This window comes from Spirulina major PCC 6313 (assembly GCF_001890765.1).
Taxonomy (GTDB): domain Bacteria; phylum Cyanobacteriota; class Cyanobacteriia; order Cyanobacteriales; family Spirulinaceae; genus Spirulina; species Spirulina major.
This window is the reverse complement of the sequence record NZ_KV878783.1, coordinates 4,833,813-4,854,251: the sequence shown is the minus strand read 5'-3', so window position 1 is coordinate 4,854,251 and position 20,439 is coordinate 4,833,813. Positions and strand designations below refer to the sequence as shown.

The 20,439-nt window shown below is 55.1% G+C and carries 17 protein-coding genes; 11 read left to right on the top strand and 6 right to left on the bottom strand.

Annotation, left to right across the window (positions count from 1 at the left end):
• Positions 1-4 precede the first annotated feature (4 nt).
• The gene (locus SPI6313_RS21440; protein WP_072622827.1) at positions 5-2,554 is read right to left on the bottom strand and encodes an iron uptake porin; all 2,550 of its coding nucleotides are present in this window, start codon (positions 2,552-2,554) and stop codon (positions 5-7) included.
• Between the two features lie 148 nt (positions 2,555-2,702).
• Between SPI6313_RS21440 and SPI6313_RS23785 the strand changes: the two genes are divergently transcribed.
• Positions 2,703-2,864, top strand: a complete 162-nt coding sequence (locus SPI6313_RS23785) for a hypothetical protein (RefSeq protein WP_175551205.1) — start codon at positions 2,703-2,705, stop codon at positions 2,862-2,864.
• 213 nt (positions 2,865-3,077) lie between these two features.
• The gene (locus tag SPI6313_RS21435) at positions 3,078-4,430 is read left to right on the top strand and encodes a DICT sensory domain-containing protein (protein ID WP_072622826.1); all 1,353 of its coding nucleotides are present in this window, start codon (positions 3,078-3,080) and stop codon (positions 4,428-4,430) included.
• Between the two features lie 14 nt (positions 4,431-4,444).
• Here the strand turns inward: SPI6313_RS21435 and SPI6313_RS21430 are convergent, their stop codons facing one another.
• On the bottom strand, positions 4,445-5,713 hold the full coding sequence (locus SPI6313_RS21430) for an FAD-binding oxidoreductase (RefSeq protein ID WP_072622825.1): 1,269 nt from the start codon (positions 5,711-5,713) through the stop codon (positions 4,445-4,447).
• A gap of 340 nt (positions 5,714-6,053) precedes the next feature.
• Here SPI6313_RS21430 and SPI6313_RS21425 point away from each other — a divergent pair, with 340 nt between their 5' ends.
• The 9 genes from SPI6313_RS21425 to leuB all read left to right on the top strand — a co-directional run bounded on the left by SPI6313_RS21425 (position 6,054) and on the right by leuB (position 15,732).
• Positions 6,054-6,815 carry a MinD/ParA family ATP-binding protein gene (locus SPI6313_RS21425; protein WP_072622824.1) on the top strand — a complete coding sequence of 254 codons (762 nt, stop codon included), beginning with the start codon at positions 6,054-6,056 and terminating at the stop codon, positions 6,813-6,815.
• Between the two features lie 12 nt (positions 6,816-6,827).
• Positions 6,828-7,436 (top strand): flavin prenyltransferase UbiX, encoded by a 609-nt coding sequence (locus SPI6313_RS21420; RefSeq protein WP_072622823.1) that lies wholly within the window; start codon positions 6,828-6,830, stop codon positions 7,434-7,436.
• 218 nt (positions 7,437-7,654) lie between these two features.
• Positions 7,655-8,425 (top strand): hormogonium polysaccharide biosynthesis protein HpsJ, encoded by a 771-nt coding sequence (hpsJ-B, locus tag SPI6313_RS21415; protein ID WP_072622822.1) that lies wholly within the window; start codon positions 7,655-7,657, stop codon positions 8,423-8,425.
• A 146-nt stretch (positions 8,426-8,571) separates the two neighbouring features.
• Positions 8,572-9,435, top strand: coding sequence for a glycosyltransferase family 2 protein (locus tag SPI6313_RS21410; RefSeq protein WP_072622821.1), 864 nt, complete (start codon positions 8,572-8,574; stop codon positions 9,433-9,435).
• A gap of 136 nt (positions 9,436-9,571) precedes the next feature.
• Positions 9,572-11,230 (top strand): ABC1 kinase family protein, encoded by a 1,659-nt coding sequence (locus SPI6313_RS21405; RefSeq protein WP_072622820.1) that lies wholly within the window; start codon positions 9,572-9,574, stop codon positions 11,228-11,230.
• Between the two features lie 158 nt (positions 11,231-11,388).
• Positions 11,389-12,813: a hypothetical protein gene (locus tag SPI6313_RS21400; RefSeq protein WP_072622819.1), complete on the top strand. Its 1,425-nt coding sequence runs from the start codon at positions 11,389-11,391 to the stop codon at positions 12,811-12,813.
• Positions 12,814-12,831: 18 nt separating this feature from the next.
• Positions 12,832-13,230, top strand: coding sequence for a hypothetical protein (locus SPI6313_RS21395; RefSeq protein WP_072622818.1), 399 nt, complete (start codon positions 12,832-12,834; stop codon positions 13,228-13,230).
• Between the two features lie 118 nt (positions 13,231-13,348).
• Complete coding sequence (locus SPI6313_RS21390; RefSeq protein WP_072622817.1) at positions 13,349-14,038, top strand: hypothetical protein; 690 nt, start codon at positions 13,349-13,351, stop codon at positions 14,036-14,038.
• 596 nt (positions 14,039-14,634) lie between these two features.
• Positions 14,635-15,732: a 3-isopropylmalate dehydrogenase gene (leuB, locus tag SPI6313_RS21385; protein ID WP_072622816.1), complete on the top strand. Its 1,098-nt coding sequence runs from the start codon at positions 14,635-14,637 to the stop codon at positions 15,730-15,732.
• 96 nt (positions 15,733-15,828) lie between these two features.
• Here the strand turns inward: leuB and SPI6313_RS21380 are convergent, their stop codons facing one another.
• From SPI6313_RS21380 to SPI6313_RS21365, 4 genes are all read right to left on the bottom strand, one after another.
• Positions 15,829-16,800, bottom strand: a complete 972-nt coding sequence (locus SPI6313_RS21380) for a glycosyltransferase family 2 protein (protein WP_072622815.1) — start codon at positions 16,798-16,800, stop codon at positions 15,829-15,831.
• A 74-nt stretch (positions 16,801-16,874) separates the two neighbouring features.
• Positions 16,875-18,086 (bottom strand): MFS transporter, encoded by a 1,212-nt coding sequence (locus SPI6313_RS21375; protein WP_084669149.1) that lies wholly within the window; start codon positions 18,084-18,086, stop codon positions 16,875-16,877.
• A 348-nt stretch (positions 18,087-18,434) separates the two neighbouring features.
• On the bottom strand, positions 18,435-19,505 hold the full coding sequence (locus SPI6313_RS21370; protein ID WP_072622814.1) for a fatty acid desaturase family protein: 1,071 nt from the start codon (positions 19,503-19,505) through the stop codon (positions 18,435-18,437).
• A gap of 89 nt (positions 19,506-19,594) precedes the next feature.
• A complete protein-coding gene (locus SPI6313_RS21365) occupies positions 19,595-20,428 on the bottom strand; it encodes an acyl-CoA desaturase (RefSeq protein WP_072622813.1) in 834 nt (277 codons plus the stop codon).
• Between the last annotated feature and the right edge of the window lie 11 nt (positions 20,429-20,439).

Below are 20,439 nucleotides of genomic sequence, written 5' to 3'. Positions count from 1 at the left end.
AGAACTAGAACCGGAAACGGGTGCGAATCGTGGCGGCAATCACGTCATTGTTCGCATCGTTGTGGCCAGGGTTCGTTAACCAGATCACACCGGGCGTAATATCAATGCGCTCATTTACCGCGAATCGATAGAACGCCTCTAAATGATAGCCAATGTCCAAATCGCCGCTGCCCGATGCACTGCCCAACACGGCATCCGTCACAGCGGTATTACTGTCGAGGAGGCGGGGCTGTTGACCCACGACAAACCCTAAGAGGTTCCCTTCGCCGCCCACATCTTCGAGGCCAACAGTGACGGCAAAATTCCACACATCAGCATTGCCGACGTTATTGACAGTGGCTTTACTAAAACCAACCCAACCCCCGACAAACAGGGAGTCACTGGGTCGGATCAGGAGTTCTGCCCCGAAGTTATCGGCGGAAACGGTATGATTGGGGGAAATTAAGTTACTGGCAACGCTGCCGGTGCTGTGGCTGAGGCCTTGCCCGCTAAGGTTGTAGCTGTTGAGATAAACCAACGCCGCCGAGACGCGATCGCTCGCATACTTCACCTGTCCCCCCAGCGCATAGGAACCGTCAAAAATGCCCACAGTGGGGTTATTACCATCCCCCGTGGTGTAGCCAACGGACACATCAAACTGATCGGTGAGTTGATAGGACAGGCCCAAGCCTTGGTTCTGGCCGCCCACGCGCAAAATCGGGTTAAATTGCCCAAACCGAGAAATGGAACCACCGCCAGAGGAGTTGAAAGGGTTGATTGGCGACAGTAAATCATCCATGCCGACGGAGTTGGCGAACACTTGCGCCGTCCCTTTTTCACCAACGGGGAAGAGGTAGGCGAGGGTGCTCACTTCCACAGCGTTGTTAGTGTTGGTTTGGAAGCCGTAGCGGGTTTCGTAAGTCACACCATCGCGGCCGTAGATACCGCTCCAGTTGGTGACGTTCCCGGCTTGGAGGCGAGTCCGGAGGCGATCGCGCCCGGTAAAGGAAGTGTCTAAATTGAGACGAACCCGGTTTTGAAACACCGCATCGTTATCTGTAGCGAGTTCCGTCACCCCGTCACCGTTGGTGTCGTAGTCATCGGAATTCGGAAAAATACCATTAACGGCAAAGAGGACTTCAGCGTTGAGTTTGGTAGTGGTGGAAAATTGGTGCTCTTCGAGAAACGCCACCCGGCCTTCAAGGTCGTCCACCCGCGCACTGATCGTCGCTAATTCCGGTTCAAACTCTTGGACTAACCGTTGCATCACTTCAAGATCGGCACGGGTGGCCAATTCGGAGGTGGTTTCGGCGATAATCCGCTCAATTTGCTGCACACAGGCGTTTAAACCGGCGGCAAATTCATAGCGACTCAGGGCACGATTCCCCCGGAATGACCCATCGGGATAGCCTTTGATGCAGTCATAGCGACGCACGAGGTCATCCAAGGCGGTGTAGGCCCAATCTGTGGGGAACACATCTCGGAATTGCGACGCATCGGTGACTCCTTGACCCAAATTGTTGTTGGTGTCTTCGGTGCTGTATTGATTGATTTCTTGGAGGAGTTGATCGACGGAAGGTTGTGCGATCGCTTCATCCATGCCCTCGGTTTCAAGCTCATCTAGAGTTGTATCGGGGGTAGGGGCATCTAAGCCCGGAATCGGGGTCAACTCCAGCACATCCAAGGGCAATTGAGGCGACTGCGACGGGGCGAGGGATTCCGTCGGGGTGCTTTGACTGTCGGTCTGTTCTAGCGGTGTTGCGGTGGGAATCGTCGCAGGGACAATCCATTCCACCCCCTCAATCACCCCGTCATAATCTAATTCGTCTAAACTTTCAACGGACTCTGAAGCCGTTTGCACCGCTAGATCTGGAGCAAACTTCGCGCCCTCCTCATCCATCCCTGGGGTTGGCATCGCAGCGGGAACCGGTGCGCGATCCCATGCAGAGATCGGGGCCACTGGCTCCACCGCAACCCTGGGATCTAGGGAATTCTCTGCGGGTTCTAAGACAACCGTGGGTTCTGCATCAACACTGTCGGTTGTGGGTGCAGCAAATTCTGTCGTTTCCGCCGGTTCAACAAATTCGGGTGCAGCAAATTCTGTCGTTTCAGCCGGTTCAACAAATTCAGGTGCAGCAAATTCCGTTGTTTCAGCCGGTTCAACAAATTCAGGTGCAGCAAATTCCGTTGTTTCAGCCGGTTCAACAAATTCAGGTTCAGCAAACTCTGTTGTTTCAGCCGGTTCAACAAATTCGGGTTCAGCGACTGCCGCCGCTGCGACGGGGGCTGGGATGTTCGCCGGTAGCCCTTCTGATTGAAGCAGGGGATCGGCGGCGAAGGTGACCGGTGCTGAATCCGCAGCAACGGGAGCGGGGTCACGTAAATCTAGTTCAGGATTCGGTACGGGTGGGGTTGCCGCTTGCCAATCGTCAGGCGCGATCGCCACATGATCTGAAGACTCAAGTTCATCGATGACTGGGTTGGGGGTGGCTGCGGCAGTCCCCTGATGGGTTACGAATGAGGCTGCCAGAACAAACGGAGCCGTTTGAAGGAGATGACCGACTAGTTTCGACATTGACTCACACCAAAAAGTTAAGAATTGCGTTTCGTACCCCTTGCTCTGTAAACGATTGCTGCGTTTAGCTAGATCGAGGCTGAAGCTAGGTTAACATATCTCCAAATTCTCGCGATCGCACCCCAATCACAACGGATTACCCACCACCATGGGACGTAACGCCAAACGCAAAAAACAACGCCAATCCGACCCACCCAAGCCCTCCCACCCCGATCAGTTTGTCAATCATTTAGAACACCGTGGTTACGACTATCGGGATATTCAGCGATCGCCCAATTTACCCCAAACCGATCGCCAACCGGAAGTGTAGAGAGGGCAACCCTGAACCTTCCAGCACCGGATCACGTCATAATTCTCGATAAGATTATTGATCACAAGGCATGATGGTGGAGGATAGTGGGGGTGGTGATACGAAGCCTGTGCCCTCATTCACAGCGGTGCGATCGTCCCGATTACGCTCATCACTGCTCTTGAACATTTACAAATATCTCGTTTTTTTGTTGTTATATAGTGTCGGTTTATTATGCGCTCAGGCTCACTGCTCGAAAAACTTTGTACGGCCCACCAAAACACAGGTCATCCGATTAACTTAGGGGTGTATTACAAAAATACTTTGATTGCCCTGTGCCACGCCCTCGAAGATTTTGTCCTTGAATCGGAGCACCCTCCCCTGATCATGGCAGCATTTCAGCAGGGTAAATGGTACGCCCAAGAAGCCGAACGCTATGCGGCGATCGCCCAAAAATCCAGCCAGATCGCCATCCTCGTCGCCGCTGACTCCGGGTTTGTCGAGCATTCCACCGCCGCCCAGGACAATGTAGACATTATCGAACTCACCACCGATGATCCCGTTGCCCAAGAATGGCACTTAATCATCCTATCCCCCACCTATAGCGCCATGGTGCTATGTCAAGAACTCTCCGAGGCTGACTATGGCGAGGCGGGCCAACCCCAGGACGATCTAGAGCGAAAATTCTATGGGTTTTGGACGTTCGAGTCGAACTTAGTGCATGAAACGCTGCAATTAGCGATCGCTCATATTCACGCCTACAACCCCACCCTAGCCAACCACTGGGGCCAACAACTCACCACCATGACCCAGGACTTTGGCTCATGTCAGCGCGATGACCTCAATACCGTGGTAATGAATGTGGTGCAAGCCCTCCAAGACAGCCAATCGAGCACCACCCAACCCAGTCCCATCCTCCATGACAATCTTCTGTCCAATGAGATGCAAGCGTTCCTGCGCATGGCTCAACTCATTGATCAGGCCGATGTGAATAATCCCAACGCCGCCGGCGAAGTGGCGACCTTGGCCGAAACCATGGGGCAACTCTTGGATCTCCCGGCCTGGCAGATTAAACGGTTGCGCCTGGCTGGGTTGCTCCATCGCCTCGCTCCCCTCACCGGGAATGCGCCCCTGGGTGAGCTTCAAACCGAAGCCCAGCATCAAGCGTTCGCGAAACAGGGGATTCTCCCCAAAGCGGCAGTGTTGCGGATCATGCCCCAACTGCAAGCGATTAGCCAAATCATTACCCACCAAGCCGAGGCGTGGGACGGGTCGGGCAGACCGGACGGGCTAGCCTATGATGCAATTCCGTTGGAGTCGAGAATTTTAGCGATCGTGGCGCAGTTTCAACAGGCTGTGCTCCATGCGAGGGATGCGGAGCGTGACCAACCGTTCCAGGATGCCCTGGCCATCTGTCAAGCCCAAGCCGGGAAGCGGTTTGATCCGAAATTGGCGGAGACGTTGGTTTTGCTGGTGTTTGGGTTACAGCAGGGGATGAATCTAGCGGTGCATCAACCGAAGATCGCGTCGGGGATTTGGTTGTTAGATGAAGATCCGGCGGTGACGGCGGCGTTAGACCCCGCTTAAGCTCGCGCCTGGCCTTAGATGCCGTCTACAAAGATGCCGGGACTGAAGCCGTTTTGAGGATCAAAGCTCTGTTTGACTTGGCGCATTAGGGCGATCGCATTGCCCGGATAGCCCCACGGATCGATGGTGTGTTTGAGGGCCGCCGGAGCATCAAGGAGGGTGAAGAAGCCCCGCTGCTGTGCGCATTGTCGCCGCACCCGCCGCAGTTGATCCGCTGTGATCCCGGCGGGAAATTGGCAAAAACCGAGACCGCTGCCACCGTTGCCGAGGGCGATCGCTGTCGTGGGCAGATTCGCCAACAGATCTGGTAACGCCGTCGGCAAGACACCAAACCGCGCCGTGATCGCGTCACTGTGGGCGGGAGTGCGCACCGTGGCGGTGAGGGTGTCCCAAAAATCGGGGGCTGGGGTGGTGATCGTTAGGCCCTGTTGAGTGGCGATCGCGTCCAATTGGTCAAGCTGCACCGCCACACTGGCCGCAATACTGGCGAATTCTACCCCCAGACCTAACGCGCCCCGTCCCCCCCCAGCCCGCATCAGCAAGCCGTTCAACAGATCCAAGCGTACCGGCGTGAGGGTGGAGTTTAACAGGGTTTGGGTGGTGGCGGCGATCGCCTCCGTTGATCCCGTCAGGATTCGCGTCGCCGTAGTTTCCGGCAGGGGATAGGTGCGAAAGGTCAACTCTGCCACCATACCCAACGTGCCAAAGGACCCCGTCAGCAGCTTCATCAAGTCATAGCCCGCCACATTTTTCACCACCCGTCCCCCGGCTTTCGCGATCGCCCCATCCGCCCGCACCATCGTCATCCCCAACAGCAGATCCCGCACCCCCCCGTACCGCTGTCGCCAACTCCCCGCATCCGCCGTCGCCACAATGCCGCCCAGGGTCGCCTGGTCTGGATAGGCCGGATCGAGGGGGAGAAACTGACCCGTGGGGGCGAGATGGGCTTGAACGGCGGCGAGGGAAATTCCCGCTTCGACGGTGATCGTCAAATCCCCCACGGCATGATCGATGATGCGATGCAGCGCGGCATCACTGACGAGATAGTCCACCGGTGGGCCAATCCCGCCCCAGGTCAGTTTTGTGCCCATGCCACAGGGTCGCATCGTGCCGCCGCTGTGGTGGAGATGGCGGATCACCGCTTGGAGGGCGGGGAGGGTTTGGGGAAAAAGGAGTTGCGGCGGGGTGAGATCGAGGGCCGTGAGGCGATCGCGCCACGGAGGAGCCACCGTTGATTCATCAACACGGTCAAGATCAGCTATCAACGGTAGAGAATCAGCCATACACACCCTTAAACAAGTCACGATCAAAATTTTCAGGGGTTGAGTGGGGACAGTGCCCCGCGATCGCACCCCCAACCCGACCCGAACCGATCACGGTGCGAGTCCGCCGGTTGCAGTGCATCGCTCAATTATCCTATCACTGGCCTCCCCAGCCAGGGGCGGCATCGCGTTCAATCGGACAATCCCCGCCACCGTTTCCCCCGCCTCATCCCCTCTGTCCCCATGGAAAAAATCGCCTTCAGATATTTCTCCATCCCGCTAAAAACCCCTGAAAAAATACAGCAAAATCTCAGCAGTAGCCTACACTAGCAGTTAACTGCAACTCCGCTGTCCAAACGCTATGTCCCAGATTGTTTCTGTTCATTCCTACCGAGGTGGCACGGGTAAATCCAACACCACAGCTAACCTGGCGATCGCAGTGGCAAGCCACGGATACCGCGTGGGCATTGTTGACACAGACATCCAATCACCAGGGATTCACGTCCTCTTCGGATATGCCGAGGAAACCCTGAGCCCCTGCCTTAATGACTATCTCTGGGGGCATTGCAAAATTGAAGAAACAGCCCATGATGTTACCGCCGTCATCGCCGGTGACATTCCCAGTCGTAGCCGTGTCTACCTCGTTCCCTCCAGTGTCAAAGCCGGAGAAATTGCCCGCGTCCTGCGCGAAGGATACGACGTGGGACTCCTCAACGACGGTTTCCAAGACCTGATTGAGGCCCTCAACCTCGACTATCTCTTCATTGACACCCACCCCGGCCTCAACGAAGAAACCCTGCTTTCGATCACCATTTCCGATATTTTGGTCTTGATTCTGCGTCCCGACCATCAAGACTTTCAAGGCACTGCCGTCACCGTCGATGTTGCCCAACGCTTGAACGTGCCACAAATTCTCATGGTGGTCAATAAAGTCCCCCAAACCTTTGACTTTGATGATCTCAAAAAACGGGTGGAAAGCATTTACGGCAATCCTGTTGGGGGAATTTTACCCCATTCCGATGAGATGATGATCCTGGGTAGTGAAGGGGTCTTTGTGCAACGCTACCCCGACCATCCCATTTCCCAAACCATCGCCAAAATTGCCCGCAGCATCCTGCCCTAATTCCAACCCGTTATGACCCAATCTCTCATTCTGGGCATTAGTGGAGCCAGCGGCCTCATCTACGCCGTGCGGGCCCTCAAACACTTGCTCACGGCAGACTATACCGTAGATCTTGTGGCTTCAAAATCTTCTTTCCTCGTCTGGCAGGCGGAAATGAATACCCGTGTGCCCCCTGAGCCGGAGGAACAAGCTCTCTTTTGGCGCGAACAGGCTGGAGTTCCCACCGCAGGGATGCTCCGTTGTCATCGTTGGGGCAATGTGGGAGCGGCGATCGCCAGCGGTTCCTTTCGCACCCACGGCATGATCGTCATGCCCTGTAGTATGAGCACCGTGGCGAAGATTGCCCAGGGTCTAAGCTCGGACTTGCTCGAACGGGCCGCCGATGTGCAACTCAAGGAAGGACGGCGGTTGATCATCGTGCCCCGCGAAACCCCCTTTAGCTTGATTCATCTGCGCAACTTAACCGCCCTCGCCGAAGCCGGGGCGCGGATTGTCCCCGCGATTCCGGCCTGGTATCACCATCCCCAGACCATTGAAGACCTGGTGGATTTTGTCGTGGCGCGGGCGTTCGATCAACTTGACTTGGACTGTGTGCCGTTGAATCGCTGGGAAGGGTATTGATTGATACAAAACGTAACGAAGCGTGAAGGAATCGCCTGTCCTGTGAAGATCATCGCCAATCTGTGAACGGGAATCCTTTAAAATGATAGCCTGGTATTTCTAATGGCATCATAGTCATTAGTAATCTAGAAATACTGTTTGTCACTGTCATTTGTGTCAATCACGATTGATATTGCGGACTGAATTTTCTCTGTTTGGAGACACGGAACCCATTTGCGATGAGTAACCCTGCATTTTCTTTCTTTTCATCCCTTGCCTTAAAGGTTGTTGGGGTCATTTTGATTGTGTCGTCGCTGGTCGACTATGTTGTGCTGTTGATTCCCTTTAGCCCCCTCAATCAAGACTGGCAGATTGCGTTTACCAATCAATTTGTTGACCGTGGTGTGATCCCCATGATTGGGATTGCTTTTCTGTTGACAGGCTATTGGTTGGCAGAAAATATGGGCGCGGGCCAAGCGAGCAAAATTTCCTTCACGGATTTGCGCTTTTGGTCATTTGTTTTGGCGGCGGTTTTGGGCTTGGTGTTTTTATTGCTGGTTCCGGTGCATATCAGTAACCTGAGTCGGGCGAGAACCCAAGCGATGCAGCAGATCGAACAAAGTGCGACCCAGGCTGAAACTCAAATTGAGGGTCAGTTGGAGCAGGTGACGCAGTTGTTGGGAGATGAGGCTCGGATTCAAGAGTTGGATGCAGCGATCGCGAGCGGCCAAGTGGAAGGAGCCCAGCTTGAACAATTACAAACTATCCGCCAGCAAATTGAAGAGTTGAAAGGCAATCCCGATGCCGTCACCCAACGGGCTGATGAAGCCCGAACCCAACTCGAAGAGCAGCGCCAAGAAGCGGAAAATCAAGCCCAGTTAAATGCCTTTAAATCCGGTTTCCGGATCGGGGCGAGTAGCTTGTTGCTGTCAGTGGGCTATTTAGTTATTGGCGGCATGGGCTTTCGGAGCCTGGCCGGCGGTGGCGGCGGTGGTGGCCGACGACGCTAGGGTCTGATCGGGCTGGCGATGGCGTGACGGGGTGATGGTCGTCCTGTGCCTATCGTCACCCCATCGGGATCATGCCAAGATCACTGATGATTTGAAGTTGATGGAGCTGGCTGGGGTGCGATCGCACCCCCTTTGACGTGATTGCGATGTTTTCAGTTTATATCCTGACCTATAACGAGGAATCGGAGATCGGCCCCTGTCTCGATTCCATCCTGCCCCACAGTGATGATGTGATCATCGTTGATTCCTTCAGTACCGATCAAACCGTGGCGATCGCGGAGCAATACATCGCCCAAGGCCACCCCGTGCGCCTCGTCCAGCACCCCTTCGCCAGCCACGGCCAGCAACGCACCTGGATGCTTCGCACTGTTGAAACCGCCCACCCCTGGGTTTACATCCTCGAAGCCGACGAACGGATGACCCCCGAACTTTACGCCGAATGCGCCCAAGCCACCCAGCAAGACCAGTACATCGGCTACTATGCCGCCGAACAGGTGCTGTTCATGAACCGCTGGATTCGACGTTGCACCCAATACCCGCGCTACCAAATGCGCCTCTTTCGCAAAGACCGGGTTTGGTTCGACGACTACGGCCACACCGAACGCGAAGTGTGCGACGGCCCCACAGCGTTTCTCGCCGCCACCTATCCCCACTACACCAGCGGCAAAGGCTTCAGCCGTTGGTTTGAAAAACATAACCGCTACTCCACCGACGAAGCCCGCGAAACCATCAAACAGTTACAACAGGGTGAAATCAATTGGCGCGATCTCCTGTCTGGCTCCTCGGAAGTTGTGCGACGACGCGCCCTCAAAGATCTATCCCTGCGCTTACCGTTCCGCCCCTTGCTCCGGTTTTTGTATATGTATTTTCTCTTGGGGGGAATTTGGGATGGGCGGGCGGGGTTTACCTGGTGTGTGTTGCAGGCGTTTTATGAATATATGATTTTGCTCAAGGTGTGGGAACTGCGTCAGGCGACTACGGCGGTCGGTCTAGACACCCTAGAGCAGTAAATCCTGTGTGGAGCGATCGCCCCCAGCCCTCGATATTTCCCAAGCTCCCCCAAACCCCCCTGAAAACACGCTAAAACAATAGGCAGGTGAGGATCAGGTTTCTCGCCGCTGCTTTTTATTCCGCCGACTTAACTGTATGGTTCTTGCCTTAACCCAAAATACGTCCCGCCAGCGTGAAATTTTAGAAATCGTGCTGGGTAACGGCTGGGGCTATATGCGTGGATTGCTCACCGGCGGTACGAAAGAAGAACCCCAAATTCCGCCCCCCGAAGCCCTCCGTAATATCCTCGTTGAACTCGGCCCGGTCTATGTCAAGTTAGGGCAACTCCTCAGCACGCGCCCAGACTTGATGCCGCCAAGCTATATCGAAGCCCTCACTGCGCTCCAGGCCAAAGTGCCCACCGTACCCTGGAAAGATGTGGAATCCCTGATCCGGCAGCAACTCTCGAAACCCCTTGATGAGGTGTTCGCCACGATCAACACCACCCCGATCGCGGCTGGTTCCATCGCCCAAATCTATCGCGCTACCCTCAACAACGGCCAAGAAGTGGCCATGAAGGTGCAGCGGCCGGGCATTGAAAAAATTGTCCGCCAAGATACGGCACTGATTAAAGCGATCGCTGAACTCGTTTCCGCCACGGAATTCGGCCAAGACTACGATATTGTGTCCCTCGCCGATGAATTCACCTCGGCTCTGAAGGCGGAATTAGATTTCACCAAAGAGGCTGCCTATACCGAACAACTGCGGCGTAATTTAGCCCAGAGTCGTTGGTTTGATGCGCGGCAGTTGGTAATTCCGGCGATTTATAAAAGCCTGACGACGGAAAAGCTGCTGGTGATGGAGTGGCTGGAAGGGAAGCCGATCTTAGATGCGGAGATTCATCCGGCGGATGGCAAGACGGGGGGGGATTTGCGCCGCCGCCAGCAGATCGCAACCCTGCTGTTTCGGGCATTTTTCCAGCAGATGTATATTGATGGGTTTTTCCATGCTGATCCCCATCCGGGCAATATTTTCTATTTACAGAGCGATCGCGTCGCCTTGATCGACTGTGGCATGATTGGCCGCCTTGACCCGCGCACCCAGTCGATTTTGGTGGAATTGTTGCTTGCGATCGTCAATATCGACGCGAAACGCTGTAGCCAACTCACCCTGGATCTGTCGGAATCTTCGCAGCCGGTGGATCTGGCCCGTCTTGAAATTGATTTTGACCGGATGCTGCGCAAATATTACAACATCAGCCTCTCCAATATTAATTTCAGCGAAGCTTTTTACGAAATTCTCCAAGTCGCCCGCAACAACAAAATTAAGCTGCCGGGTAATATGGGACTCTATGCGAAAAGTTTGGCAAACCTAGAAGGAGTGGCGCGGGGTTTCTATCCAGATGTGAATTTGCTCGATGAATTTAAACCATTGATGACGGATTTATTTAGCCGTCAATTACTAGGGGATGATCCCCTGCAAACCGGGTTACGGATCGCGCTGGATTTAAAATCCCTGGCGTTACAAAGTCCCCGGCAAATGGAGGTGATTCTCGATCGCGTCAGTTCGGAAACCTTGCAATGGAATTTGAAAATTCGGGAGTTAAGTTCTGTCCGGAAAAGTTTAGAAAATTCCGCCAATCGGCTGGCTTATAGTATTGTCGTTGGGTCGTTGTTGATCGGGGCGGCGTTGATTGCTCGGAATACGCCGATTCCGCAACTGTCGATTATTAGTGCAGTGTTGTTTGGGGCGGCGACATTTTTGGGGTTTGGGTTGATTGTGAGTATTTGGCGATCGGGGGGCCAGTTTAAGTAATTCTACGATGAGCCAAAGGGCGGATTTGTGGGGTGAGGGAGGTCTCTGGGGGGATCACATCCGGATGGTTGCGGTGAGCCTTCGTAAATTGAACTGACCACTGCAACTTCTCTAAGTCAGGCAATGGTTTCCAATACCCACTTGTGTGAGGAAAACGTATGCGTGTTACTGACATTGCCCTTCTCTCGGTTTTGCCCCTGCTGCCGACTCTGAGTGCTCAAGCAAACGAGGGCATTTCACCCCAAGATCTTGATGCCTTGACCGCAGGCGATCGCACCGTTGATCAGTCCATTCAACCTCAACTTGGCTTGGACGTGACCCAGGCCGCCCAGCGGAGCCAACCGAGCCAACCTGAATTTCATGCCCAAGCGATCGAGTTTGCATCGGCTACTGCTGATGGGGCTCCGCTTGAAATTGCCACGGCCCAGCCCTTGCCGGAGTTTACGGCATCTGAATCGGTAGCGATCGCACCCCCAGCCACTGAAGCGATCGCGCCTGTGGCCGAAGCAAGTGCGCCTGAAACTCCAGACCCGATCGCCTCGCTCGCAACCCAACCCGATGCGATCGCTCCGGCCCCGGAAACCGTAGCCCTGGCCGATTATCAAACCCATCAAGGCGCAGCAACCACCGGAGCCGCCGCCCTCCAAACCCAAGCCGCCGCGCCGCCACAATTGGCCGCCCGCTCCACCTCCATCCGTCCGGAACTAAACCCAGAATCCCAATTCCAGTTAGAAACCGCCGCAATGGAACTAGACGCGATCGACACCGCCGCATTACCCAAACAATGCGAAGGTGCGATCGAAGCCAACGCCACCGAAACCGCCAGCCCCACCATGCTGCTCGCCCAGGCTGGCCGCGTCAACTGCTACGAACCCCGACCCCTCGAAGCCGTCGAAGTCCCCGAATCGAAAAAATTTGTCTCATCCCCCGCGATGAGCATCTACATTCCCGTCGGTTACGGCGCAGACAACAACACCGTTTTCCTCAACGCCAACTACCAATCCGCCGTCCGTCCCGATGCCAGCGGCTCCCTCTTTAACGGCGGTCTCGGTATCGGTTTAGGGGATGCCTCCGAAGCCGTCGGTGTGGAACTGTCCTACGTCTTTGCCAACAATGACAACTTTGGCGAGGGGGGTTTCAATGCGAAAGTCCATCGCCGCATTGCCGATGACCTGTCCATCGCTGCCGGTTGGAATGGTTTCCTCAACATTGGCCGCAACGACTTCGAGCAATCCCTCTACGGCGTTGCCACCAAAGTCTTCCGCCTCACCGATTCCCTTGATGACCCCTTCAGCCGCCTCGCCGTCACCGCTGGGGTGGGTAACAACCAATACCGATCCAACGGAGCCGCCTTTGTCGGTGATAACAATATCAACGTCTTTGGGAATATGGCCCTGCGGGTCGCTCGTCCAGTGAGCTTTATCGCGGAATGGACGGGCCAGGATCTGGGCTTAGGCCTTTCCATTGCTCCCTTTAAAAATCTGCCCATTACCATCACCCCCGCCGTCCGCGACATCGTCACCACCAACGACGGCCGCGCCGCTCGTTTTGTGATTGGTTTAGGCACGGCATTTCGCTTTTAAGTGAGGAGATAATTCACCATGCAACGCTTTATTTTTTGGTTTGGTTTACTGATTCTGGCGGGGGTTGCGGCCCCAGCCCAAGCCCAAAACGTCAGCCAAGGGGACATCACCGGCACGCAGGTATGGAACAATAACTCGCCTATTTTTGATGTGGATGCGCCGGAAATTCAAGACCTGATCAATCGCATTGAACTGTTTAACGACGAATCCGAAACCGTCTATCTCTCCTGTAATGCAGCCTTGGACGACGACAGCGGCCCCCGCCGCTACGCCCGCCCCGATTCTCCCAACGCTAGCAAGCCTCTTCCCCCAGCTTGTGCGCGTCTGATCGAACTGGAACGGGAGAGCATTACCCTACGGCAGGAAGTGACCGCCATCGAAGAAGAATACGGCAATCCCGATTTCTTGATTTGGTAGCTCGCGGTTTGTCGGGACGAGGTGCGATCGCACCGGCCTCGTTAACGTTCCTCAATTGTTCAGATTTGGCAGGGTGGGCAATACCCACCCCACAGAATAGCTAAGGAGTAGATGCAAGATGTTTCAACAATGTAAGCAATGGGCCATGGTGATTCTGGCCGCAGGATTGGGCGTATTGGCCGGGTTGCCCACCCAAGCCCAAACGCGCCTCAATAACCGCGTTATTCAATTTTCCGAAGATACGATCGTCGAGTTTGAAATTCGCTCCACCCAAGGCGCAAACCGAGGCGTGGTGGGGGTGATGATGAACCCCGACACCTCAGCCACGAAAATTCCGCTCTTTGAAGAGGTCAAACCCTACGATGATTTTGGGATCACCAGTTTCACCGATTATCGCGGCACAGTGGCGGGCGGTACGGTGCGCCCGGTGAATAGTCCAGGGGCGAATTTGGTGGCATCGCGCTCCAACGGCGAAGGCTCGTTAATCATTGAGTATCTGTTCCGGGCGAATACTCCCTATGTGTTTTACATGGATGTCTATACCGCGACGGAAAACCGCTACATTACGACCTTTACCTCCACCAATGTCAATGCGGTGAATTTTCGCGGGGCGTTGGATGATGGCAACGGGATCTTGATGGGCTGGGAAGATGATGGCGAAGGCCGGGTGCGTCCATCGGGAGCCGTAGAGGTAGAGATCTCCGATGATGATTTTGATGATGTGACCATTTTGGCGGGTGGTGTGATTCCCTGTTTCGATGAAACAACGGTCACGGTGCCGCGATCGGGCGGCACGACCCGTTTTTAAGTGTTGATTTTCCCCATCTCACGAAAGTGCTGAACAGCCACGGTAACGTGGCTTTTTTTAGGGGAGCGATGTCTTGTTAAAATGGTGCTATCTTCATCCCTTAAACTGATGACTCTGACCCGACAACGCTTCACCCTTCAGGATTATTTACGAAAATAGTGCGGGAGTCTTTCATCCCCGCAATAAATTGACGGGGATGAAAGACGACACGAGCGAATTTAGTCGCCCTCCTTGAGCCAGTGGTGTTAGGCTGATTATCTTGGATTGCAAACGTCTAGGAACGATCACAAGGCTAAAAACCAACAGGCCTGGAAGCATTGGGGCACAGGGGAAGTTATACGCTTGGGGAGATTAGACCTCTGGCGGGGTTGGACCAATCCGGCTCGGTTAAGTCCGGTCGATGAACCAAGAATCCCCGTTGCTGTCTTCGCGGGGAATGTCAACAGATTGACCGCCTGTGGGTAGGTTCACAATTAATTCTCCGTCCGAGGGTTGAGGGTCGTCGAAACCCGACCCACTGCGACTCTGAAGGGTTTGGCGATCGCTCGCGCTAGGGTATCATCAAGGATCGCACCGCAGTCAACCGAACAGATACCATGACGCAACAGTACCGGATCACCTTGCTCCCTGGGGATGGGATTGGCCCTGAAATTATGGCCGTAACCCTCGATGTTTTAAACGCGATCGCGCCCCGTTTTGATCTGCAATTTACCTTCAGTGAAGCCTTGATCGGCGGCGCAGCGATCGATGCAACGGGTAATCCTCTCCCCGATGAGACGCTGAAGCAATGCCAAGGAAGTGATGCGGTGCTGTTAGCAGCGATCGGCGGCTATAAATGGGACAACCTCCCCCGGCATCAACGCCCGGAAACGGGGCTGCTCGGCCTGCGCGCTGGGCTGGATCTCTTCGCCAACCTGCGCCCGGCGACGATTTTGCCCCAATTGATTGATGCGTCGAGCTTGAAGCGGGAAATTGTCGAAGGGGTGGATATTATGGTCGTCCGGGAATTGACGGGCGGTGTGTATTTTGGCCAGCCTAAAGGCATCTTTAGCACCGAAAGCGGCGAAAAACGCGGTGTTAACACCATGGCCTACACGGAAGCGGAGATTGACCGCATCGCTCAAGTGGGGTTTGAAACAGCGCAAAAACGGGGTGGAAAACTCTGCTCAGTGGATAAGGCGAATGTATTGGATGTGTCGCAATTGTGGCGCGATCGCATCATTGCCATGGCCCCCCAATATCCCGATGTGGAACTGTCCCACCTCTATGTAGACAACGCTGCAATGCAACTCGTCCGCGCCCCAAAACAGTTCGACACCATCGTCACAGGTAACCTCTTCGGCGACATTCTCTCCGATGCGGCGGCAATGCTCACGGGCAGCATCGGGATGTTACCCTCGGCCAGTCTCGGCGCACCGGGCAAACCGGGCGTTTTTGAACCCGTCCACGGTTCCGCCCCGGATATTGCAGGCGAAGACAAGGCGAACCCCCTCGCCCAAGTCCTCAGCGCCGCGATGATGCTCCGTTATGCCCTCGATCAACCGGCGGCGGCGGATAGCCTCGAAGCGGCGGTGATCACGGTGTTGGATCAGGGTTATCGCACCGGGGATATTCTGTCGGAGGGAATGAATCTAGTGGGCTGTCAGGCGATGGGTGAAGCATTGCTGAAGGCGTTGTCGGTTAGCGCACCCTGAGCGGTTTGGGCGGATTGCATCCGCCCAAACCGGTTGGCCGGTTTTGGGCAGTGTTGCGTAGGGGTGCAATGCTTGCGCCCTTGAATGGTGGATTTTTCAACCTTCAGTGGTGGAGGTGGGCTGTGTAGCCGATCGCACCCCCTCAACCCCTGCCACTTCAGACAAAATATAGAGGGGGCGGCCTTTCACTTCTTCATAGATGCGGCCGATGTATTCACCCAGAATGCCGATGCTGACCAACTGCACCGCACCGAGGAAGAACACGGCGATCATGATTGCCGCGATGCCCACGAGGGGATTGCCTGCACCGAAAAACCGCCAATAGAAAACGAGACCGGCCATCAACAAGGAAAAGAGACCGGCGAGGAGGCCGGTGTAGGTGGCGAGGCGGAGGGGGACGCGGGAGAAGGAGACTAAACCATTGAGGGCGAGGGAAAAGGATTTGCGGAAGGTGTATTTGCGATCGCCCGCAAACCGTGAATCTCGCTCAAACTGCACCGCCGTCTGTTTAAACCCAATCCAGGCCCGCAGGCCGCGCAGATAGCGATTGCGTTCCGGCATGGCGTTGAACACATCTACCACTTGCCGATCCATCAAGCAAAAATCGCCGGTATCCGTGGGAATATCTACATCCGCCAAGCGTTTTAAGAGGCGATAAAACAGATAAGCGTAGAAGCGTTTGAGCCAATGTTCTTGATGGCGTTTAATGCGTTGGGCGTAGACGACTTGATAGCCGGCTCGCCATTGGTCGATCATTTCGATCACCAGTTCCGGCGGGTCTTGGAGATCGCCATCGAGGACGGTGATCACATCGCCGCTGACGTGGTTTAACCCAGCGGTGACGGCCAATTGATGGCCGAAATTGCGGGCAAAGCTGAGATAACAGAAGCGGGGGTCTTGGGTGTGGGTTTGGCGCAGCAGGGGCAGGGTGCGATCGCTGCTGCCATCGTCCACAAACAGAAATTCACAGGGGGCATCGAGGCGATCGGCTAACTCGGTTAAACGCCGCACCAGTTCGGGCAGGGTACTCTCTTCGTTGTAGACCGGAATGATGAACGAGTAGTGCATTAAAACTTCAGGGGTGTGTTGCTCCAGCCGTGGGCAGGGGCTAAAGCCCTTTACCTGCTTCAATCTGAGCGAGATTAAGCCGACAGACGATAGAGAGGGCGCAGGGCAATTCTAAGGCCAATCAGGAGTGCGATCGCCCCTGCACTATAAAACACCGAGGTTAAGCCGAGACCATTCCAAATCGGCCCCAACAACAGCGGCGAGAGAAATTGACCAAGGGAGTTCGCCCCTGTGCCCACGGCTAACACCGTGGCGCGGACTTCTTCGGGGGCCAACCCGGCCAGCAGGTCGTAAATGTTGGGAATGGTAATCCCGAAGCCCATGCCGAAGAGCACCGCAGCGGGGACAATCCATTGGAGTTGGTTGAGGAGGGGAATCGTCAGCAGGGTGAACGCCATGGTGATGAAGCCGGTCGCGATCGTCCGTTGGGTTCCGAAGCGGCGGGCAAGACGACTAGCGGCAAAGGCAGACATCAGAGCTGCTCCGATCGCCCGAATGCCCAGCACTGACCCATTGAGGGCGGGGCCGGCATCGATGATGTCTTTGAGGTAAAGGGGGGTGTAGATGACGACGGTATAGACGATCGCCGCCGCTGCTGCGATCGTGCCGTAGAGCATCAGGGTGCTGGGGCGGCGGAGAGTTGTGAAGAGGAGATCGTTTTGGTCGAGGTCAATCAATCCACCGCTGCGTTTTTGGGGTTCGCGGATCATCAAGATGGCGAGGATGGCGGTCGGAAGGCCGAACCCGTAGAGATAAAAAGCGTAGCGCCATTCGGTGGCCCCAATCCAGCCGCCGACGATGGGAATCATGATGCTGGCGATGGTCATGGCGCTGGTGGCGTAGCCGAGCATGCGCGATCGCTCCGCCCCTTCAAAAATCGTACTCAACAGACCAATACTGGCGGCAGCGATCGCGGCGCTGCTCATGCCCAGCAAGACCCGCACCATCAGCAACAGGGGCAGGGTATTCATCCAAGCCCCCGCCACCCCAAACAGGGCATAGAGCAAGAGGGCCGGCAATAGCACCGTGCGCTTCCCGATCCGATCCGCCAGGAGACCAAACAGGGGCGTGAAGAGGGCGATCGCCAAGGCGTGAATACTGACCAAGGTTCCTGCCCATTGCGGCGACAGGGACAGTTCCTGCACCATCTCCGGCAACACCGGCGACACCACCCCGCCAGTCATGGTCGTTAAACAGCCCGCCGCAATCAACACATAAACTTGCCAACGGTAGGACTGCTTGGGGGATTGTGGAGAGGGCGGAGAGGGGGCGGTGATAACCTGCATAAGCGAACAAATGCACCAATTAGGGCGTAAAAATGTTATAAAACTTCATGTTTGTGCCCTTCATCATACCCTGATGCGGCGAGAGGGCAAGAGGAGGATGTACCCCTTCGCCTTGCGTCCGTTGGGGATGCTGTTGGGGTGAAAGTGTGGTAAATGAGATGCCCACGACGGCTAAGAACATCAACCCGTACAAATAGGTTCGGTCATAAGTGGGCGGATGAAACTTAAGGAAATAATCCGGTAATTCCGTAATGCGAGCACCTTGCTCACTAGAGGTTTAGAGCCTTTTTCAATGACCGGATTAAATCGTTAACCTCCATTAGCCTACTTTTACAATGAGCCAGGGATTTAAATCCCTGGCGGGTTGGGCTTGGGGCGATGGGTAAAGGTAGGGGGCGCGATCGCAATCTGTTCGTTTTGGGGGCCAATCACCGCCGGGTTTTGACTCAGGCGGATCGCGGTGCGCCAATAGCCGCGATCGCAGGTCATCGGGGCAACCTCACCGAGAATCTCGCGGACGCGGCGATCGGCCTCCGGCAGCGCATAAAAGGGAATCTGCGGGAAGGCATGGTGCAGCGCGTGATAGGGCAAGCCACCCATGAGCCAATTCACGATGGGGGTGGTTGCTACGTTGCGGGAGGCGGCGAGTTGGGTGAATTGATGGTTGATGCCTTGCTGCCACAGGCCATAATGTTCGAGATGATCCCGCGCCTGCATCATCACCCCCACAATCCGCTCCACCACCAGCCAAAACACCAGATAACGCCAGCCAGCCCCCCCACGAATGACCGCAATCAAAAGCAGGCTGTGCAGGGCGATCATCCCTGCGACATCGAGCACTAACTGTTGCCGCACGAGTTGATCTTGACGATGCCGCCACCCTTTCTGAAACACATTAAAAATCAGCCCCAATGAACCGGTTCCGAAGCAATCAATGGCCCACTGATGGCGCACATACCATTGTTGGATCGGCCCGGCTGCTTGATATTCATCAAGAGTCCACTGCACCCGCTCCGGGTCGGCGAGGTTAATGCCGTTCCAACTGTGGTGAAAACGGTGCAGGGCGCTGTAGGTTCCCACGCCCCAGAGAATCGGCCAGGAGATCAGCCGGGACATGAGTTCATCAAACCAGACCCAGCCGGTGAGGGTGTGGTGAATGCCGTCATGGGTGCAAACGAGCCAAAATCCGTAGGCGATCGCCCCCAATACCGTCCAACCTAAAAACCCCGTCCAGCCCGGACTCTGCCAGGCCAACACCACCGCCCCCAAACACATCCCGCCCAAAACCAGACACCGCAGCAATCCCGGCCAGGGGGAAACATCGCCAAAGTCTTGTCCCACGACGCGGAGAGATGCGATATGAGCGGCGATCGCCTCCCGTGCCTGAGATTGGTTAACAGAGATCGCCCATTGCCCCACAATACACCTCCTAAAAAAATAGATGAACCTGAGTTATCTCAAGTTCACCTTTTGATTTTAAAAGTAATTTTTTCAACTATCGCCAAACGCTACTCTTTGGAGTCGAGCACCTCTTGGGGGATGAGCTTCACATCCGTTGCCAGCCCTAAAAAGCGCAACATCCGGATAATCGCCCAAGTCAGATCCAATTCCCACCACTTAATCCCGTGCTGTGCGGAATATTGATAGGCATGGTGATTATTGTGCCAGCCTTCACCGTAGGTCACGAGCGCCACCCACCAGCAATTGCGGGACTTGTCATCAGAATCAAAGGTGCGGTAACCAAACATATGGGTTGCACTATTGACAAACCAAGTGCAGTGCATCACCACAATCAGGCGCACAAAAATACCCCAGACGACGAAGGGCCAACCGCCCAAAGCGTAGAGCACTAACCCTAGGACAGCTTGAATCGGCACGAAATAGTTATGTAGGAACTGATAGACTGGATCATCTTTAATGTCTTTCGTGATCCGAGGAACTTCCGGCTCCATTTCCACACGATAGAACATCCAACCCATATGACTCCAGAAGAAGCCACGGCTAGAATCATGGGGATCGCGGGACTTATCAGAATAAAGGTGATGGTAGCGATGAAGTCCAACCCATTGGATCACGCCACCCTGGCAGGCAAGAGTACCACAGAAGACGAAAAAATATTCCAGCCACTTGGGAGCTTTGAAACTGCGATGGCTCACGAGGCGATGCCAGCCCAGGGTGATTCCCAAGCCACCAGTCACCCAGTGCAAGAGAAGCATCACGCCGACAGCGTTCCAGCTAAAAGTACCAGGCACAAAGGCAAAAAGTGCACCAATGTGAATGAGGGCCACGTACCAGATATTAAGCCAGTTCAAAGGCATTTTTTGTGGAGAAACGAGTGTCATGCAAAAATCTC

Coding starts and splice junctions, on each gene's coding strand:
- SPI6313_RS21365 (WP_072622813.1), bottom strand. CDS start 20,428: ATGACACTCGTTTCTCCACAAAAAATGCCTTTGAACTGGCTTAATATC.
- SPI6313_RS21375 (WP_084669149.1), bottom strand. CDS start 18,086: ATGCAGGTTATCACCGCCCCCTCTCCGCCCTCTCCACAATCCCCCAAG.
- SPI6313_RS21430 (WP_072622825.1), bottom strand. CDS start 5,713: ATGGCTGATTCTCTACCGTTGATAGCTGATCTTGACCGTGTTGATGAA.
- SPI6313_RS23785 (WP_175551205.1), top strand. CDS start 2,703: ATGGGACGTAACGCCAAACGCAAAAAACAACGCCAATCCGACCCACCC.
- SPI6313_RS21420 (WP_072622823.1), top strand. CDS start 6,828: ATGACCCAATCTCTCATTCTGGGCATTAGTGGAGCCAGCGGCCTCATC.
- SPI6313_RS21410 (WP_072622821.1), top strand. CDS start 8,572: ATGTTTTCAGTTTATATCCTGACCTATAACGAGGAATCGGAGATCGGC.
- leuB (WP_072622816.1), top strand. CDS start 14,635: ATGACGCAACAGTACCGGATCACCTTGCTCCCTGGGGATGGGATTGGC.
- hpsJ-B (WP_072622822.1), top strand. CDS start 7,655: ATGAGTAACCCTGCATTTTCTTTCTTTTCATCCCTTGCCTTAAAGGTT.
- SPI6313_RS21395 (WP_072622818.1), top strand. CDS start 12,832: ATGCAACGCTTTATTTTTTGGTTTGGTTTACTGATTCTGGCGGGGGTT.
- SPI6313_RS21400 (WP_072622819.1), top strand. CDS start 11,389: ATGCGTGTTACTGACATTGCCCTTCTCTCGGTTTTGCCCCTGCTGCCG.
- SPI6313_RS21440 (WP_072622827.1), bottom strand. CDS start 2,554: ATGTCGAAACTAGTCGGTCATCTCCTTCAAACGGCTCCGTTTGTTCTG.
- SPI6313_RS21390 (WP_072622817.1), top strand. CDS start 13,349: ATGTTTCAACAATGTAAGCAATGGGCCATGGTGATTCTGGCCGCAGGA.
- SPI6313_RS21435 (WP_072622826.1), top strand. CDS start 3,078: ATGCGCTCAGGCTCACTGCTCGAAAAACTTTGTACGGCCCACCAAAAC.
- SPI6313_RS21405 (WP_072622820.1), top strand. CDS start 9,572: ATGGTTCTTGCCTTAACCCAAAATACGTCCCGCCAGCGTGAAATTTTA.
- SPI6313_RS21380 (WP_072622815.1), bottom strand. CDS start 16,800: ATGCACTACTCGTTCATCATTCCGGTCTACAACGAAGAGAGTACCCTG.
- SPI6313_RS21425 (WP_072622824.1), top strand. CDS start 6,054: ATGTCCCAGATTGTTTCTGTTCATTCCTACCGAGGTGGCACGGGTAAA.